14 protein-coding genes, 1 other RNA gene and 1 pseudogene are annotated in these 14,570 nt (G+C 64.5%); 8 read left to right on the top strand and 8 right to left on the bottom strand.

Features of this window, described 5'->3' with window-relative positions:
* Nucleotides 1-5: 5 nt before the first annotated feature.
* The 8 genes from hflC to AC24YW_RS19185 all read right to left on the bottom strand — a co-directional run bounded on the left by hflC (nucleotide 6) and on the right by AC24YW_RS19185 (nucleotide 7,559).
* Nucleotides 6-902 (bottom strand): protease modulator HflC, encoded by an 897-nt coding sequence (gene hflC, locus AC24YW_RS19220; protein WP_487484177.1) that lies wholly within the window; start codon nucleotides 900-902, stop codon nucleotides 6-8.
* Nucleotides 899-2,035 carry an FtsH protease activity modulator HflK gene (gene hflK, locus AC24YW_RS19215; RefSeq protein WP_487484176.1) on the bottom strand — a complete coding sequence of 379 codons (1,137 nt, stop codon included), beginning with the start codon at nucleotides 2,033-2,035 and terminating at the stop codon, nucleotides 899-901. Before hflK ends, hflC begins: the two co-directional genes overlap by 4 nt.
* 153 nt (nucleotides 2,036-2,188) lie before the next feature.
* Complete coding sequence (locus AC24YW_RS19210) at nucleotides 2,189-2,698, bottom strand: dihydrofolate reductase (protein WP_487484175.1); 510 nt, start codon at nucleotides 2,696-2,698, stop codon at nucleotides 2,189-2,191.
* On the bottom strand, nucleotides 2,698-3,183 hold the full coding sequence (locus AC24YW_RS19205) for an N-acetyltransferase family protein (RefSeq protein ID WP_487484174.1): 486 nt from the start codon (nucleotides 3,181-3,183) through the stop codon (nucleotides 2,698-2,700). Before AC24YW_RS19205 ends, AC24YW_RS19210 begins: the two co-directional genes overlap by 1 nt.
* Nucleotides 3,184-3,188: 5 nt before the next feature.
* The gene (locus tag AC24YW_RS19200; protein ID WP_487484173.1) at nucleotides 3,189-3,983 is read right to left on the bottom strand and encodes a thymidylate synthase; all 795 of its coding nucleotides are present in this window, start codon (nucleotides 3,981-3,983) and stop codon (nucleotides 3,189-3,191) included.
* A gap of 173 nt (nucleotides 3,984-4,156) precedes the next feature.
* Nucleotides 4,157-5,137, bottom strand: coding sequence for a tripartite tricarboxylate transporter substrate binding protein BugD (locus AC24YW_RS19195; protein ID WP_487484172.1), 981 nt, complete (start codon nucleotides 5,135-5,137; stop codon nucleotides 4,157-4,159).
* A gap of 138 nt (nucleotides 5,138-5,275) precedes the next feature.
* Nucleotides 5,276-6,790: a tripartite tricarboxylate transporter permease gene (locus tag AC24YW_RS19190; RefSeq protein ID WP_487484171.1), complete on the bottom strand. Its 1,515-nt coding sequence runs from the start codon at nucleotides 6,788-6,790 to the stop codon at nucleotides 5,276-5,278.
* A gap of 7 nt (nucleotides 6,791-6,797) precedes the next feature.
* Complete coding sequence (locus AC24YW_RS19185; protein ID WP_487484170.1) at nucleotides 6,798-7,559, bottom strand: tripartite tricarboxylate transporter TctB family protein; 762 nt, start codon at nucleotides 7,557-7,559, stop codon at nucleotides 6,798-6,800.
* A gap of 589 nt (nucleotides 7,560-8,148) precedes the next feature.
* On the opposite strand from AC24YW_RS19185, the gene ssrA reads away from it, so the two are divergent.
* From ssrA to AC24YW_RS19145, 8 genes and pseudogenes are all read left to right on the top strand, one after another.
* Nucleotides 8,149-8,515, top strand: a transfer-messenger RNA (tmRNA) gene (ssrA, locus tag AC24YW_RS19180).
* A 116-nt stretch (nucleotides 8,516-8,631) separates the two neighbouring features.
* On the top strand, nucleotides 8,632-9,150 hold the full coding sequence (locus AC24YW_RS19175) for an SspB family protein (RefSeq protein ID WP_487484169.1): 519 nt from the start codon (nucleotides 8,632-8,634) through the stop codon (nucleotides 9,148-9,150).
* Between the two features lie 89 nt (nucleotides 9,151-9,239).
* Nucleotides 9,240-10,673 (top strand): class II fumarate hydratase, encoded by a 1,434-nt coding sequence (gene fumC, locus AC24YW_RS19170; RefSeq protein ID WP_487484236.1) that lies wholly within the window; start codon nucleotides 9,240-9,242, stop codon nucleotides 10,671-10,673.
* A 276-nt stretch (nucleotides 10,674-10,949) separates the two neighbouring features.
* Nucleotides 10,950-11,138: a DUF4169 family protein gene (locus AC24YW_RS19165; RefSeq protein ID WP_109144934.1), complete on the top strand. Its 189-nt coding sequence runs from the start codon at nucleotides 10,950-10,952 to the stop codon at nucleotides 11,136-11,138.
* The gene (locus tag AC24YW_RS19160) at nucleotides 11,135-11,386 is read left to right on the top strand and encodes a ribbon-helix-helix domain-containing protein (protein ID WP_487484168.1); all 252 of its coding nucleotides are present in this window, start codon (nucleotides 11,135-11,137) and stop codon (nucleotides 11,384-11,386) included. The genes AC24YW_RS19165 and AC24YW_RS19160 overlap by 4 nt, the downstream gene beginning before the upstream one ends.
* Nucleotides 11,387-11,496: 110 nt before the next feature.
* On the top strand, nucleotides 11,497-11,772 hold the full coding sequence (locus tag AC24YW_RS19155; protein ID WP_487484167.1) for a FeoA family protein: 276 nt from the start codon (nucleotides 11,497-11,499) through the stop codon (nucleotides 11,770-11,772).
* 35 nt (nucleotides 11,773-11,807) lie between these two features.
* Entirely contained in the window at nucleotides 11,808-13,679 is a 1,872-nt protein-coding gene (gene feoB / locus AC24YW_RS19150; protein ID WP_487484166.1) for a ferrous iron transporter B, read from the top strand.
* 198 nt (nucleotides 13,680-13,877) lie between these two features.
* Nucleotides 13,878-14,375: pseudogene (locus AC24YW_RS19145) on the top strand (GNAT family N-acetyltransferase).
* Nucleotides 14,376-14,570 lie beyond the last annotated feature (195 nt).

Here is a 14,570-nt window from a genome sequence, read left to right as displayed (position 1 = left end):
CTAGCTCACGGCTTCGCCGGCGTCTCGGTTGCCATCTTGCCGGACGGGTTACTGAAGTACCGGAAGAAATCCGAGTCCGGCCGCAGCAGGAAGCGGGTGTCGTTCGAACGCAGCCCGTTCTCATAGGCCGTCATCGACCGGTAGAACGCGAAGAAGTCGGCGTCCTTGCCGTAGGCCTCTGCAAACAGGCGGTTGCGCTCGGCATCGCCCGCACCGCGGGTCTGCTCAGCCTGCGAATTGGCTTCCGCGATGATGACGGTCGCCTCGCGGTCGGCCCTGGACCTGATCTCCTGGGCCTTCTGTCCACCCTGTGCCCGGAACTCGGCGGCCTCGCGCTCACGCTCGGTCTTCATGCGCAGGTAGACCGCCTGACTGTTCTGCTCCGGCAGATCGGCGCGACGGATCCGGACGTCGACGACCTGAATGCCGTAGCCGTCGGCCTCGCGGTCGAGCTGGTCGCGAATGCGCAGCATCAGCTTCTCGCGGTCGTCCCGCACCACGTTGATGAAGGTGACCTCGCCGAGCACGCGACGCAGCGCCGCGTTCAGGAGCGTGGTGAGCTGGATGTTGGCGGCCTGGATCGAGCCGACGCTCTGATAGAAGCGCAGCGCGTCCTTGATGCGGTAGCGCGCGAAGGCGTCGACCACGAGCCGCTTCTGGTCGGAGGCGATCGCCTCCTGCGACGGGTTCTCCAGATCGAGAATCCGCTTGTCGATGTTGATCACCGAGTTCCACGGCGCCTTGAAGTGCAGGCCGGGCGCGGTGACGACGTCGACCGGCCTGCCGAACTGGAGCACGATCGTCTGCTCGGTCTGCTGCACGGTGAATAGCGACATGTAAGCCACGACCAGGACCAGGAGCAGCCCGAGAAGTGTGACGAAACCTGTAACCGGAGACCTCATCGGTTGCCTCCGCTCGAGGGCTGACCGGTTGTAGGTGTCCGTTTGGGCGTCAGTTCGGGAAGCGGCAGATAGGGCACGACGCCTTGGCCCGAGGGGCCACCGTCATAGACGAGCTTCTCGGCGCCGCCGAGCACGCGCTCCATCGTCTCCAGGTAGATCCGTTCACGCGTCACGTCGGGTGCCTTCTTGTATTCCTCGTAAACCTTCAGGAAGCGCGCGCTCTGGCCCTTGGCCTCGGCGACCGCCTGTTCCTTGTAGCCTTCGGCATCCTGCAGGATCTTGGCCGAGCGTCCGCGCGCCTGCGGCACGACCTGGTTGGCGTAGGTCTGCGCTTCGTTCTGCAGCTGTTCGAGATTGGCCCGTGCGGCCTGGACGTCGCGGAAGGCGTCGATCACCTGCGCAGGCGGATCGACCTTTTGCATCTGCACCTGGGTGATCTGAATGCCGGCGCCGTAGCTGTCCAAAGTCTTCTGGATCAGCTCGTGCACGCCTTGCTCGGTGACGTTGCGCGCTCCGGTCAGGATCGGCTGGATCTGAGATCGGCCAATCACCTCGCGCATCGCGCTCTCGGAGACCGCCTTCACGGTACCTTCGGGATTCTGGATGTTGAAGAGGAAGTCGCCGATGCCGTCCGGCTTGATGCGCCAGAGCACGGTGAAATCGACGTCGACGATGTTCTCGTCGCCGGTCAGCATCAGGCTCTCTTCCGGCACGTCGCGGATCGAGCGGCCGCGCCGCGCCGGGTCCTCGATCACCGTCATCCCGATGGAGGTGGTGTTGACGCGCAGCGCCTTGGGCAGCAGCACGGTCTCGATCGGATAAGGCAGATGATAGTTCAGGCCCGGCTGCACGGTGCGCACGTGCTTTCCGAAGCGCATCACGACGCCGAGCTCTTCGGATTGCACGCGGAAGAAGCCCGACAGCAGCCAGAATGCGACGATCAGCAGGATGATCAGCGTGATGCCGATGCCGGAGAAATAACCGCCCGGCATGATCTGCTGGAGGCGGTCCTGGCCGCGCCGCAGAAGGTCTTCCAGATCCGGCGGCCTCGGCCCGACCGGTTGCGGGCCTGAGCCCCATGGTCCCTTTGGACCCGAGCCCCACGGGCCACCGCCCTGATTCTTCCACGGCATTCGACGTTCTCCTCGGCAGGGTGGAATTGCCACCGCCCGCTTTGTCCGGTCCGGCTTTATAGGGGACAGGCAAGTCCCTTACAACGCGGCCCTGACCGTCTTCCGAGCTATGCTCGGGCACGAAAAAGTCAATGTAAACATTGACGAAAGCGGTTAATGGCCGCGCCGCCGACGATATGTCACATAGGACAGGTCGGCGCTGTCGTCGGGGCCGGCAGGATGGCGGACGCGTTCAACCTCGTCCCATTCCGCCTTGTCGATGTCGAAATGCGTGTCCCCTTCGGGGCGCGCATGCACTTCGGTGATCTCGAGACGATCGGCACGGCCGAGCCATTGCCTGTAGATCTCGGCGCCACCGATCACCGCGATCTCAGTGACCGAACGCCGCAGGGCATCGCCGCGCGCGACCGCCTCCGCATCCGCTGGCGACGTCGTGACGATGGCGCCGTTGGCGCGATAGGCCGGATCGCGCGTGACCACGATGTTGGTGCGGCCCGGCAGCGGCCGGCGCAAGGTCTCGAAGGTCTTGCGGCCCATGATCACCGGCTTGCCGATCGTCAGCGCCTTGAAGCGCGCCATGTCGGACTTCAATCGCCACGGCATCGCATTGCCCGCGCCGATGACGCCATTCTCCGCGATGGCGACGACGAAGACGATCTCCATCAGGCAGAGCTCCCGGCAAGCCGAGTCAGCGCAGGCCCGGTGACCCGGCACAGCGTCCAGTCGTCCATCATGACGGCGCCAAGGGATTTGTAGAACGCGATCGAGGGAGCGTTCCAGTCGAGGACCGCCCATTGCAGGCGCGACCAGCCGTTGTCGACGCACTCCCTGGCGAGATAGGCCAGCAGCGCCTTGCCGAGACCGTTGGCCCGATGCGACGGCCGCACATAGAGATCTTCGAGATAGATGCCGTGACAGCCGCTGAAGGTGGAGAAATTGAGAAACCACACCGCGAAGCCGACCGGCTCACCGTTCCACTCCGCGATCGCGCAATAGAGCTGCGGGGTCTCGCCGAACAGCGCCTCCGCGATATCGGCCTCGGTCGCTTCCACCTCGTGGATGAGCTTTTCGTACTCGGCGAGCTCGCGGACGAAGGAGAGAACGAGCCCGGCCTCTCCGGGCTGCGCACGGCGGATGATCGACGACATCTGTGTCAGACCGCGACATCCGCCTTGATGTGCGGATGCGGATCGTAGCCGACGAGCTCGAAGTCCTCGTAGCGGAAGGAGAAGATGTCCTTCACGTCAGGATTGATCCGCATCGCCGGCAGCGCGCGCGGCGCGCGGCTGAGCTGCAGCTTCGCCTGCTCCAGATGGTTGGAATAAAGATGCGCATCGCCGAACGAATGCACGAAGTCGCCGGGCTTGAGGCCGGTGACCTGCGCCACCATCATGGTCAGCAGTGAATAGGAGGCGATGTTGAAGGGCACACCGAGAAACACGTCGGCCGAGCGCTGATAGAGCTGGCATGACAGCTTGCCCTTGGCGACATAGAACTGGAACAGGCAATGGCACGGCGGCAGTGCCATCTTGTCCACCTCGGCCGGATTCCACGCCGAGACGATCAGGCGGCGCGAATCCGGATTGCGCCTGATCATGTCGACGACGTCAGCGATCTGGTCGATGCTGCGGCCGTCCGGCGCAGGCCAGGAGCGCCATTGATGGCCATAGACCGGACCGAGATCGCCATTGGCGTCCGCCCATTCGTCCCAAATGGTGACGCCGTTGTCGCGCAGATATTTGATGTTGGTGTCGCCCTTGAGGAACCAGAGCAGCTCATGCACGATCGCCTTCAGCGGCAGCCGCTTGGTCGTCAGCATCGGGAAGCCGGCCGACAGATTGAAGCGCATCTGATGGCCGAACACCGAGAGCGTGCCGGTGCCGGTCCGGTCGGTCTTCTCGGCGCCGTCGGAAAGAATCCGCTCGAGCAGGTCCTGATATTGGTGCATGGGCGACTGAGCCTTTGGGGAGGCGGCGAACTTAGCGACACCCCCAGCGCTGCGACAGCGGCGATTCGCTGTCTCCGTCGATTATACCCGGAAAAGTGAGTGTTCCCGGCACAAAGGACAAGAGGGCGGAACTTGACGTCCCGCCCCTCGTCTAGCGCCTTGATCGCCTTCGCTTAATTTGCCGGCTTGAGCACCGGGCTCCACTTCGCGATCTCGCTCTTGACGAGGGTCGCCAGCGCCTCCGGGGTGCGGTCCTTCGGCGCCGGGATGACGCTGCCGAGCTCGAGCAGGCGCTTCTTCACCGTCTCGTCGTCGAGCGCCTTGACGGCGGCGGCGTTCACGCTTGCCACGATCGCGGGCGAGGTTCCCTTGGGCGCGAACATGGCGTTCCAGGCCTGAGCCTGGAATGCCGGCAGACCGGCTTCCGCTGTGGTCGGCACGTTCGGCAGCGACGGGTTGCGCTCGGCCGTGGCGATCGCATAGGCCTTGATGGTGCCGGCATTGATCTGCGGGACGGCGTTGACGATCTGATCGCACATGTAGTCGACCTGACCCGCCACCAGCGCGTTCATCGCAGGTCCCGTGCCGTTGAAGGGCACGCCGACGGGCTTGATGTCGAGGATGGAGTGAAGGAGCTCGCACGAGACGTGCGAAACCGAGCCGACACCGGCATGTGCGGCGTTCACCTTCTCGGCATTCGCCTTCACATAGGTGACGAACTCCTTGAGGTCCTTCGGCGGAAAGTCCTTGCGCGCCAGGATCAGGATGGGCGTGCCGGCCAGCAGTGCGATCGGCTCGAAGTCCTTCTCGGGGTGATAGGCCAGCTTCGGATAGAGCGGCACGGAGGCGGCATGCGTGCCCATATGCCCGGTGATCAGCGTATAGCCATCGTTGGCCGCACGCGCGGCACGCGTCGTGGCGGTGGTGCCGCCGGCGCCGACCACGTTCTCGATGATGATGCTCTGCCCCAGCGTCTGCGCCATGTGCCCGGTGACGATGCGTGAGATCACGTCAGTCGGCCCGCCCGCCGCAAAGGGCACGATCACGGTAATGTTGCGCGTCGGATAGGTCTGCGCCTCAGCCGTTGTGATGAAGGCGCCCAGCGACGCTATCGCAGCTGCACATGCGCCTGTGAGCGCGCGAATGAACGTCATGGCGATCCTCCCTTTGGACACACTAAAATGCCGGCCCAAAGGCCGGCATTTCCATTTCATAAAGCCGTAACACAAGTCGATTCGACTTCCGAATGCGGCGCGCCGACGCAGGACCGAGCCGACGAGGGCACGGACGCCTCAGTTCTCGGACTCGGTGAACACCTCGTCGCGCTTGGCACGCAATGCAGGTAGCACCGTAAGGACAAGCAGGCTCGCCGCGACCGCAAGCAGCACCGCCGACAACGGGCGCGTCAGGAACACGCTCCAGTCGCCGCGCGAGATCAGCAGCGCGCGGCGCAGGTTCTCCTCCATCAGCGGTCCCAGCACCATGCCGAGCAGCAACGGCGCCGGCTCGAAATCGTGCTTGATCAGCCAATAGCCGACCAGACCGAAGACGCCCGCGAGGATGACGTCGACCGGCGCGTTGTTCACCGAATAGATGCCGATCGCGCAGAAGATCACGATCGAAGGGAACATCAGCCGGTAGGGCACGCGCAAGAGCCGGACCCAGATCCCGACCAGCGGCAGGTTGATGATGATCAGCATCAGATTGCCGATCCACATCGAGGCGATCATGCCCCAGACCAGATCCGGCTGCTTCTGCATCACCTGCGGACCTGGCACGATGCCGTGGATGGTCATCGCGCCCACCATCAGCGCCATCACCGCGTTCGGCGGGATGCCGAGGGTGAGCAGCGGAATGAACGAGGTCTGTGCCGCGGCGTTGTTGGCACTCTCCGGCCCCGCCACGCCCTCGATCGCGCCGCGCCCAAACCGGGACGGGGTCTTTGAGAGCTTCTTCTCGAGCGTGTAGGCCGCGAAGGACGCGATCACCGCGCCGCCGCCGGGCAGGATGCCGAGGATCGAGCCGAGCACGGTGCCGCGCAGGATCGGCGGCGTCGCATCGGCCAGATCCTTCCTGGTCGGCATCAGGCCGGTGATCTTCTGCTGCACGAGGTCGCGATTCATCTCGGCGCCGTGGTCGAGGTTGCGGATGATCTCGGCAAAGCCGAACACGCCCATCGCCACCGTCGCAAAGCCGAGACCGTCGGCGAGCTCGGGAATGTTGAAGGCCATGCGCGAGGCGCCGGTCTCGATGTCCGAACCGACCATCGAGAGCAACAGGCCGAACACGATCATCGCGATCGCCTTCAGCACCGAGCCCTTGGCCAGCACGACGGCGAAGATCAGGCCGAGCACCATCAGCGAGAAATATTCGGCCGGGCCGAACGCCAGCGCGAGTTTCGTCAGCGGTGCGCCGAGCAGTGCGATCAGGACGGTCGCGACGCAGCCGGCGAAGAACGAGCCGATCGCGGCGATCGCCAGCGCCGGGCCGGCGCGGCCCTGCTTGGCCATCTGGTGACCGTCGATGGCGGTCACGACCGATGTCGCCTCACCGGGTATGTTGACCAGAATCGATGTGGTCGAGCCGCCATATTGCGCGCCGTAATAGATGCCGGCCAGCATGATCAGCGCGCCGACCGGTGGCAGCCCGAAGGTGATCGGCAGCAGCATCGCGACGGTCGCAATGGTTCCGATGCCAGGGAGAACGCCGACCAGCGTGCCGACGAGGGCGCCGATCAGGCACATCAGGAGATTGATCGGGGAGAACGCGACGGCGAAGCCGTGAGCAAGGTTGGCAAAGATATCCATCACGCCCTCACCGGATCAGGAAACGCGGATACATCGGCATCGGTAGCCCGAGCACGTAGGGGAAGAGGATCGCACAGCCGATCGTCAGGCAGGCGCCGACGATGACCGCTTCCAGCCAGCGCGTCTCGTGCGAGCCCGTCGCCGCGATCATGAAGCTGGTAAAAGCCGTGACCACGAGGCCGAGCGGCCGGATCGCCAGCGCAAAGAACAGGATCGCCGCCATCACGAACAGCGGCCCGCGCCAGGAATAATGGGCGAGGGCCGGTCCCTCCGTGATCAGGCCGGTCAAGGCGATGCCGGCAGACAGGGCAACCAGCAGTCCGCCGAACATGCGCGGCGCGGTGCCCGCACCGAAGGAGAAGCCACGCATGCCCTGCAAATCGCTCGACGCCCACAGCGCGAACAGGGCAACGGCCATCAGCACGACGCCGCCGACATAATCTTGCGCCGAGCGGATGGTCATGAACAGCGTGAGGATGGCGACCGCAAACAGCGGATAGGAATAGATCAGCGCCAGCAGCACCTCGGACGACATCTTCTTGGCGCCGCCGCCGAACGATCCGAATATGGCGCCGGGCGCGCCGACGAGCAGCGCCGTCGCATGGCCGGTGACGACCGCCGCCGGACCGCGGCCGGTCCCCCAGCCGAAAATCGTCCCGATCGACCAGATCAATTCGAAAATCTGCGGCGCAATCGCCAGCAGACAAAAGCCGAGCGCCACCCGGGTGTTTCGAGTGGCGGTCGCTGAGTGGCCCATCGTGTCGGCCATGCCTGTCTCCTCCGCGACCTGTAAGTCACGAGCACTGTTGTTCTAAATCGGCTGGAACTGGATACCCCGCCCGGATCACTGCCTAGCGATTTTCATCACACAATGCCAGCAAAACCCAACACGCCGCCGGCAAGCAGAAGCCAGGGTGGATAGATCCGCGAGACGGACGCGGCCGCCGCAACCAGCGCGGTCAGACGCAGTGCAGCAATTGCTGGACCAGGCCGATTAACATCACGATAGGCACCTTCGAACCTGGCACGACCTGTGAAGTCGCGTAGGCGTTTTAGTCGGTCCTCTGGTGCTTTGCCTCGACCGCGATGCTGTGCGTCTCGGGGCACTGCCACCGCAGGCTCGGCGAGAGCGAGATCCGGCCGAAGCTGGAGATCAGTTTGCGGCTCCTCATGCTGCTACTTTCCGCCGCAGGAAATTAACCCCCGCCGAGACTGACAAGGTCGTTCGCTGGAGCAGCAGCGTCATCATGCGCAAGAATTCGGCACATCGGGCCGGCGACCTCTGGCAACGGCCAGACCGCGACCGCCCCGGCAGTCCGGAGCCTATCCAAAGGGAACCGCGGGATCGCGCCCCCAACCCTCTGTTTTTCGAAAGCTTTACCCCCTATATTGGAGATGCCGGTTCGCCGGCTATGGAAATAAACGGTCGTCGCAATAAACCATTCGGACCCGGGGGCGGTACCCGGCGCCTCCACCAAAGCCCAGCATCGGGCGTGCCCCAAGCTGGGCTTTGGCGGGGGCGAAATAGGATCGACGAGGGCGTAAAGGGCGTACTTTTTCCCGGTATTGTTCCGCCGTTATCGGGCTACTGCAATAGTTGCCAACGACAACTTTGCTCCGGTTGCTCAGGCTGCGTAACGCAGTTTGAAAGACCACTCTAAAGTCCTAGCGGGTTAAGCTCCGCTAGGCGGGGTTCGGAGGCACCTGGCAACAGAAGCCTCCACTTTACTCTTTGATTTCTTCCCCGGCGGGGACTCCTGCTCGCCCGTCAGGCGCGGTACTATTGCGGCTTGGCGAGTCGGATCGGCAGGGTCCGGCTGCTCGGATGCAACAGGACCACCATGGCGACCGATCATATCCGATACGATGTGCTGGCCCGCGATGCGCTGCGCGGCGTGCTGCGGAAGGTGCTGACCGATGCCGCAGCCCATGGCCTGCCGGGCGAGCACCATTTCTTCATCACCTTCGTGTCCAAGGCCGAAGGCGTGAAGCTGTCGCCGCGGCTGCTCGCGCAATATCCGGAGGAGATGACGATCATCCTCCAGCACCAGTTCTGGGACCTGACCGTGCTCGAGGACCGTTTCGAGGTCGGCCTGTCCTTTGGCGGCATTCCGGAGCGGCTGGTGGTGCCGTTCAGCGCCATCAAGAGCTTCCTCGATCCGTCCGTGAAGTTCGGCCTCCAGTTCGACACCTCCGACGTCGCCGAGGTCGCGCCGGACAATTTGCCGGCAGCGCCCGCGCCTTCGGCCGTATCGGTCCCGGCACCCGCCGCGGAGAAGCCGGACGCTGCCGACGAGCCGACCCCGCCGAGCCAGGGCGGCGCCGAGGTCGTGCGGCTCGATCGTTTCCGCAAGAAATGATCTAGGTTGGCCGCGAAGCCATCGCGCCCGCCCAAACTCTCTATATAGAGAAGCACATGAACAGGCCGTGCGGCGTGTCGCGCGGCAGAATGGATGTGCTCATGGCCAAAGCGTCGCGCTCGAAGACTGCCCGCCCTGCAACCCGCACCGAGACCGACAGCTTCGGTCCCATCGAGGTCGCCGCCGACCGCTATTGGGGGGCGCAGACCGAGCGCTCGCGCCAGAATTTCCGCATCGGCACCGACCGCATGCCGATCTCGCTCGTGCATGCACTCGGCATGGTCAAGCTCGCCGCCGCACAGTCCAATCTCGAGCTCGGCCTGCTCGACCGGCGCCGAGCCAATGCCATCATCCGCGCCGCGCGCGAGGTGGTCGAAGGCAGACTGGACGACCATTTTCCGCTTGTCGTGTGGCAGACCGGTTCGGGCACCCAGAGCAACATGAACCTCAACGAGGTGATCGCCAACCGCGCCAACGAGCTGCTCGGCGGCGAACTCGGCGCCAAGAAGCCGGTGCATCCCAACGACCACGTCAACATGAGCCAGTCGTCGAACGACTCCTTCCCGACCGCGATGCACATCGCCGCCGCAAGCCGCATCAATGCCGATCTCGTCCCTGCGCTCGGCGAGCTGCTGCGCGCGCTGCGCAAGAAGGAGAGGGAGTTTTCGAAGATCGTGAAGATCGGCCGCACCCATACCCAGGATGCGACGCCGCTGACGCTCGGTCAGGAATTCTCCGGCTATGCCGCGCAGGTCGAAAGCGGCATCGCCCGGCTCAAGACCGCGGTGAAGGACCTCTATCCGCTGGCGCAGGGCGGCACAGCCGTCGGCACCGGCCTCAACTCGAAGCCGCGCTTTGCAAAGCTGTTCGCCAAGCACGTTGCCGGGATCACCAAGCTGCCCTTCACCAGCGCCGCCAACAAATTCGAGGCGCTGGCCTCGAACGATGCCTATGTGCTGGCGCACGGCGCCATCAATTCGGTCGCGACCGGCCTGTTCAAGATCGCCAACGACATCCGCCTGCTCGGCTCCGGACCGCGCTCGGGCCTCGGCGAATTGATCCTGCCGGAGAACGAGCCCGGCTCCTCGATCATGCCGGGCAAGGTCAACCCGACCCAGTGCGAGGCGATGACCATGGTGTGCTGCCAGGTGTTCGGCAATCACACCGCGATCACGGTCGCCGGCAGCCAGGGTCATTTCGAGCTCAACGTCTACAAGCCGGTGCTGGCCTACAACATGCTGCATTCGATCCGCCTGATGGCGGATGCCGCGCGCTCCTTCACCGAGCATTGCGTCAGCGGCATCCGCGCCGACGAGAAGCGCATCGAGGAGCTGATGCAGCGCTCGCTGATGCTGGTGACGGCGTTGGCCCCAAAGATCGGCTACGACAACGCCGCCAAGGTTGCCAAGACGGCGCATGCCAACGGCACCACGCTGAAGGAGGAGGCGCTGCGGCTCGGCTTCGTCGCGGCCGACGAGTTCGACCGCCTGGTGCGCCCCGAGAAGATGACCAGTCCGGGATAATTCCGAATTCCGATAGCCATCCGTAATGATACGGACGCCCGGCGCCCAAAAATATGCGGCTTTGGGGGCGGGATTTGATTACCGTCAATGTTGCGGCCGGGGCGGCGTGTTACGCGGCTCTACTGCCCTAGACGGGGCGAAATTCATCGTTTGATGGCCCGAGGGCCGATTGACGAGGGCGAGCGAATGGCGATCAAATCTTCTGCGGCGCAGTGTGGCGCCCTGCTTCTGAATGTTTCATCCTGCCTGAAGAGGATCGGATGATGGAGACGCGGCATGGGGAACGTCATCAACCTGAATCGTTTCAGGAAGCGCGTCGAGCGGGAAGCCTCGGCGAAGCAGGCGGACGCCAACCGGGCGAAGTTCGGGCGCACGAAGGCGGAACGGTCGTCCGAGGCGAAACGGGCGGACCAGGCCAAGGAGCATCTGGACCAGCACCGGATCGATCGCGAGGAGCAGCCATGAAGTCGCCGGTCGTGAAACGATCGATCGTCGTCGCCGGCCACAAGACCAGCGTCAGCCTGGAAGAGGCGTTCTGGAACGGCATGAAAGAGATCTCCGGCCTGCGCAACATGACGTTGTCCGAGCTGGTCGGCGAGATCGACAACAACCGCCAGCAGGGCAATCTGTCGTCGGCGATCCGTCTCTTCGTCCTGGACTACTTCAAGAGCCGCGCGCTGGCCAACCAGCCGGACAAGGTCCCGGCCCAGTAGCCGTCGGGAGGCGACAGCGCCCACGCCTCTGCACTTTAAAATCGCTCTAAGGTGCAGCTTCGGCGGGCGGGCACGCTTGACGTCAATGCCCGGCGTTGAAAATACAGGGCATGACCGACACTACTGATACGCGTTCGCACACGCCGCTGGGTCTGGCCCAGCGCGGCTATATCGGCGTCATCCAGCACCTCGCCGCCAAAGAGGCTGGCTCGGCGCTGTCTGACGTCGAGCTCGAGAGCCGCCTGATCGAACTCGGCTTCGTCGAGGGCGCCCGGGTCGAGATCCTGCATGAGGGGCTGGTCGGACGCGATCCGATCGCGGTACGGGTCGACAGCACCACGATCGCGGTCCGCCGTCGCGAAGCCATGGCCATCATCGTCGCCTGACGCGACCGGAATCTTGCCCGCAGGCCCTTGATCCCATGGAAGCACCGCTGCTGCATCTCGCCCTGGTCGGCACCCCCAACAGCGGCAAGACCTCGCTGTTCAACGCACTGACCGGCAGCCGGCAGAAGGTCGCGAACTATCCCGGCGTCACGGTCGAGCGCAAGGAAGGCTTCTTCGTCACCCCGCTCGGCCGCCAGGTCTCCGTGGTCGACCTGCCCGGCACCTATTCGCTGCGCGGCCGCAGCCCGGACGAGGAGATCACCCGCGACTTCGTGCTCGGCAAGGCCTCCGGCGAGACCCTGCCCGATCTCGTGCTGTGCGTCGCCGATTCCACCAATCTGCGCCTGACCATCCGCCTGCTGCTGGAGCTGAAGCGCACCGGGCGGCCGATGATCCTCGTGCTCAACATGTTCGACATCGCAAGCCGCCGCGGCATCACTGTCGACGTCGAGCGGCTCGCCAAGGAGCTCGGCGTGCCCGTGGTCACCTCGATCGCGGTGCGCAAGGGCGGCACGGCCGACCTCCTCAAGCTGACCGACGAGATTTCCGAAAGGCTCGCCGCCGAGCCGGTGGAGAACAGCTGGCGCGCGCTCGGCGTCTCCGAGCTGCGCGCCACCCAACGCGAGGCCGACCGCATCATCGCCGACTGCGTCAGCCTGCCTGCTCGCCCCGACACCTGGACCGCACGGATCGACGCGATCGTGCTGCATCCGGTGGGCGGACTGATCGTGCTCGCGCTGATCCTGTTCGTGATGTTCCAGGCGGTGTTCGCCTGGGCGCAGCCGGCGATGGAGCTCTTGAAGTCCGGCTTCGACTCGCTCGGCGAGCTGGTGCAGGCCACCCTGCCCGAGGGCCTCCTGCAAAGCTTCCTGCAGAACGGCGTGATCTCCGGCGTCGGCAGCGTCATCGTGTTCCTGCCTCAGATCATCCTCATCTTCCTGTTCATCCTGCTGCTGGAAGATTTCGGCTACATGGCGCGCGCGGCATTCCTGATGGACCGCATCATGGGCGGCGCCGGGCTGCACGGGCGCGCCTTCATTCCGCTGCTGTCGAGCTTTGCCTGCGCCATTCCCGGCATCATGGCGACGCGCGTCATCGACAACAAGCGCGACCGGCTGACCACGATCCTGATCGCGCCGCTGATGACCTGCTCGGCGCGCATTCCGGTCTATACGCTGATCATCTCCGCGTTCATCCCGGCCAAGGACGTCTGGGGCTTCATCAATCTGCAGGGCCTCGTGATGTTCGGCCTCTATGCCGCCGGCATCGTCAGCGCGCTCGTCGTCTCGTTCCTGATCAAGTTCTTCATGCTGCGCGACTTTGCGCCGGCGCCGTTCATGTTGGAGCTGCCGGATTACAAGATGCCGCGGCTGAGATCCATCGTGATCGGCATCTACACCCGCGCCAAGATGTTCTTGCAGCGCGCCGGCACCACGATCTTCTCGATGATGGTGCTGATCTGGTTCCTGGCCTCGTTCCCGCAACCGCCCGCGGGCGCGACCGGGCCGGCTATCGAGTTCAGCCTGGCGGCGATGATCGGCAAGGCGCTCGAGCCCCTGCTCGCCCCCGTCGGCTTCAACTGGCAGATCGCGGTGGCGCTGATCCCGGGCATGGCGGCGCGCGAGGTCGCGGTCGCGGCGCTCGGCACCGTCTATGCGATCGAGGGCGGCAACGAAGCGGTCGAGCAGATCGGCCAGGTGCTGGCGACGAAATGGTCGCTCGCGACCGCGCTGTCGATGCTGGCCTGGTACATCTTCGCCCCGCAATGCGCCTCCACGCTCGCCGTGATCCGGCGCGAGACCGGCAGCTGGGCCTGGATGGGGGCCACCTTCGCCTACATGCTGGTGCTGGCCTATGCGGCGAGCCTCGTGACGTACAATCTCGCGGTCGCGCTGGGGGCGGGCTAGCCCCTTCCAAAACAAAAAATCGAAAACAACCCCATGCACAGTAGACGGGGGTCGTGAAATCAATGGGTTACGCGCAAGGCAAGAAACATCCGGGCGTCGCGTTGACCCGTCGGGCAAAACAGGGGCAAGATGCCATGATCAGCCCGCAGCGATAGCACCATGAACGACGACGCGCCTCGGAAGCGGCGATCTGTTGCCGTGGACCATTTCACCACCGACCGCCTGACCGCCGAGCGATTGTGCGAGGACCACCTCGCCGACCTCGTCGCGCTACATCGCGACGCCGAGGTCTCCCGTTTTCTCGGCGGGGTGCGGACGCCCGAGGTCACGAAGGCCTATCTCGCGACCAACATGGCCCATTGGGACTAGCACGGCTTCGGACTCTGGACGCTGCGAACGAAGGACGGGGCCTTCGCCGGACGGGCGGGCATCAGGCACATCGACGTGGACGATGTCGACGAGATCGAGATCGCCTACGCCTTCAAGCGCGAATTCTGGGGCCAGGGATTTGCCAGCGAGATCGCGACCGCGCTGACGGACATCGGACTGTCAAGGCTTACGCTGCCGTCCCTCATCGGCATCGTCTATGTCGGGAACGGCGCATCCCGCCGCGTGCTGGAAAAATCGAACTATCTGCTCGAGCGCAGCACGAACCGGCACGGCGAGGACGTCGTGATCTACCGCATCAGGCGGTGAATGCCGCAACGGACCGGGGCTCAGTGGGCTCGCGCTTGTGTTCATTTTTGAACCGACACCATCCAGTAGTCGGCCCAGTCTTCCTACGGAGGCGAGGATACGTCAGTTCGCCTGTTCGATTAATGACGGCGCCCCCGCTACCGATCGGCAACGAAGGGAGCATTTCCGGACGGGAACTCAAGCCCGGCACAAGAG

This window comes from Bradyrhizobium sp. USDA3516 (genome assembly GCF_057651995.1).
The sequence above is the reverse complement of the archived record's forward strand: the minus strand, read 5'-3'. Positions and strand labels throughout refer to the sequence as shown.

Excerpts from the sequence above, each read along its gene's own strand:
- feoB (WP_487484166.1), top strand. The coding sequence starts at position 11,808 with ATGGAAGCACCGCTGCTGCATCTCGCCCTGGTCGGCACCCCCAACAGC.
- AC24YW_RS19175 (WP_487484169.1), top strand. The coding sequence starts at position 8,632 with ATGGCGACCGATCATATCCGATACGATGTGCTGGCCCGCGATGCGCTG.
- fumC (WP_487484236.1), top strand. The coding sequence starts at position 9,240 with ATGGATGTGCTCATGGCCAAAGCGTCGCGCTCGAAGACTGCCCGCCCT.
- AC24YW_RS19190 (WP_487484171.1), bottom strand. The coding sequence starts at position 6,790 with ATGGATATCTTTGCCAACCTTGCTCACGGCTTCGCCGTCGCGTTCTCC.
- AC24YW_RS19200 (WP_487484173.1), bottom strand. The coding sequence starts at position 3,983 with ATGCACCAATATCAGGACCTGCTCGAGCGGATTCTTTCCGACGGCGCC.
- AC24YW_RS19185 (WP_487484170.1), bottom strand. The coding sequence starts at position 7,559 with ATGGCCGACACGATGGGCCACTCAGCGACCGCCACTCGAAACACCCGG.
- hflK (WP_487484176.1), bottom strand. The coding sequence starts at position 2,035 with ATGCCGTGGAAGAATCAGGGCGGTGGCCCGTGGGGCTCGGGTCCAAAG.
- AC24YW_RS19165 (WP_109144934.1), top strand. The coding sequence starts at position 10,950 with ATGGGGAACGTCATCAACCTGAATCGTTTCAGGAAGCGCGTCGAGCGG.
- AC24YW_RS19195 (WP_487484172.1), bottom strand. The coding sequence starts at position 5,137 with ATGACGTTCATTCGCGCGCTCACAGGCGCATGTGCAGCTGCGATAGCG.
- AC24YW_RS19160 (WP_487484168.1), top strand. The coding sequence starts at position 11,135 with ATGAAGTCGCCGGTCGTGAAACGATCGATCGTCGTCGCCGGCCACAAG.
- AC24YW_RS19205 (WP_487484174.1), bottom strand. The coding sequence starts at position 3,183 with ATGTCGTCGATCATCCGCCGTGCGCAGCCCGGAGAGGCCGGGCTCGTT.
- hflC (WP_487484177.1), bottom strand. The coding sequence starts at position 902 with ATGAGGTCTCCGGTTACAGGTTTCGTCACACTTCTCGGGCTGCTCCTG.
- AC24YW_RS19210 (WP_487484175.1), bottom strand. The coding sequence starts at position 2,698 with ATGGAGATCGTCTTCGTCGTCGCCATCGCGGAGAATGGCGTCATCGGC.
- AC24YW_RS19155 (WP_487484167.1), top strand. The coding sequence starts at position 11,497 with ATGACCGACACTACTGATACGCGTTCGCACACGCCGCTGGGTCTGGCC.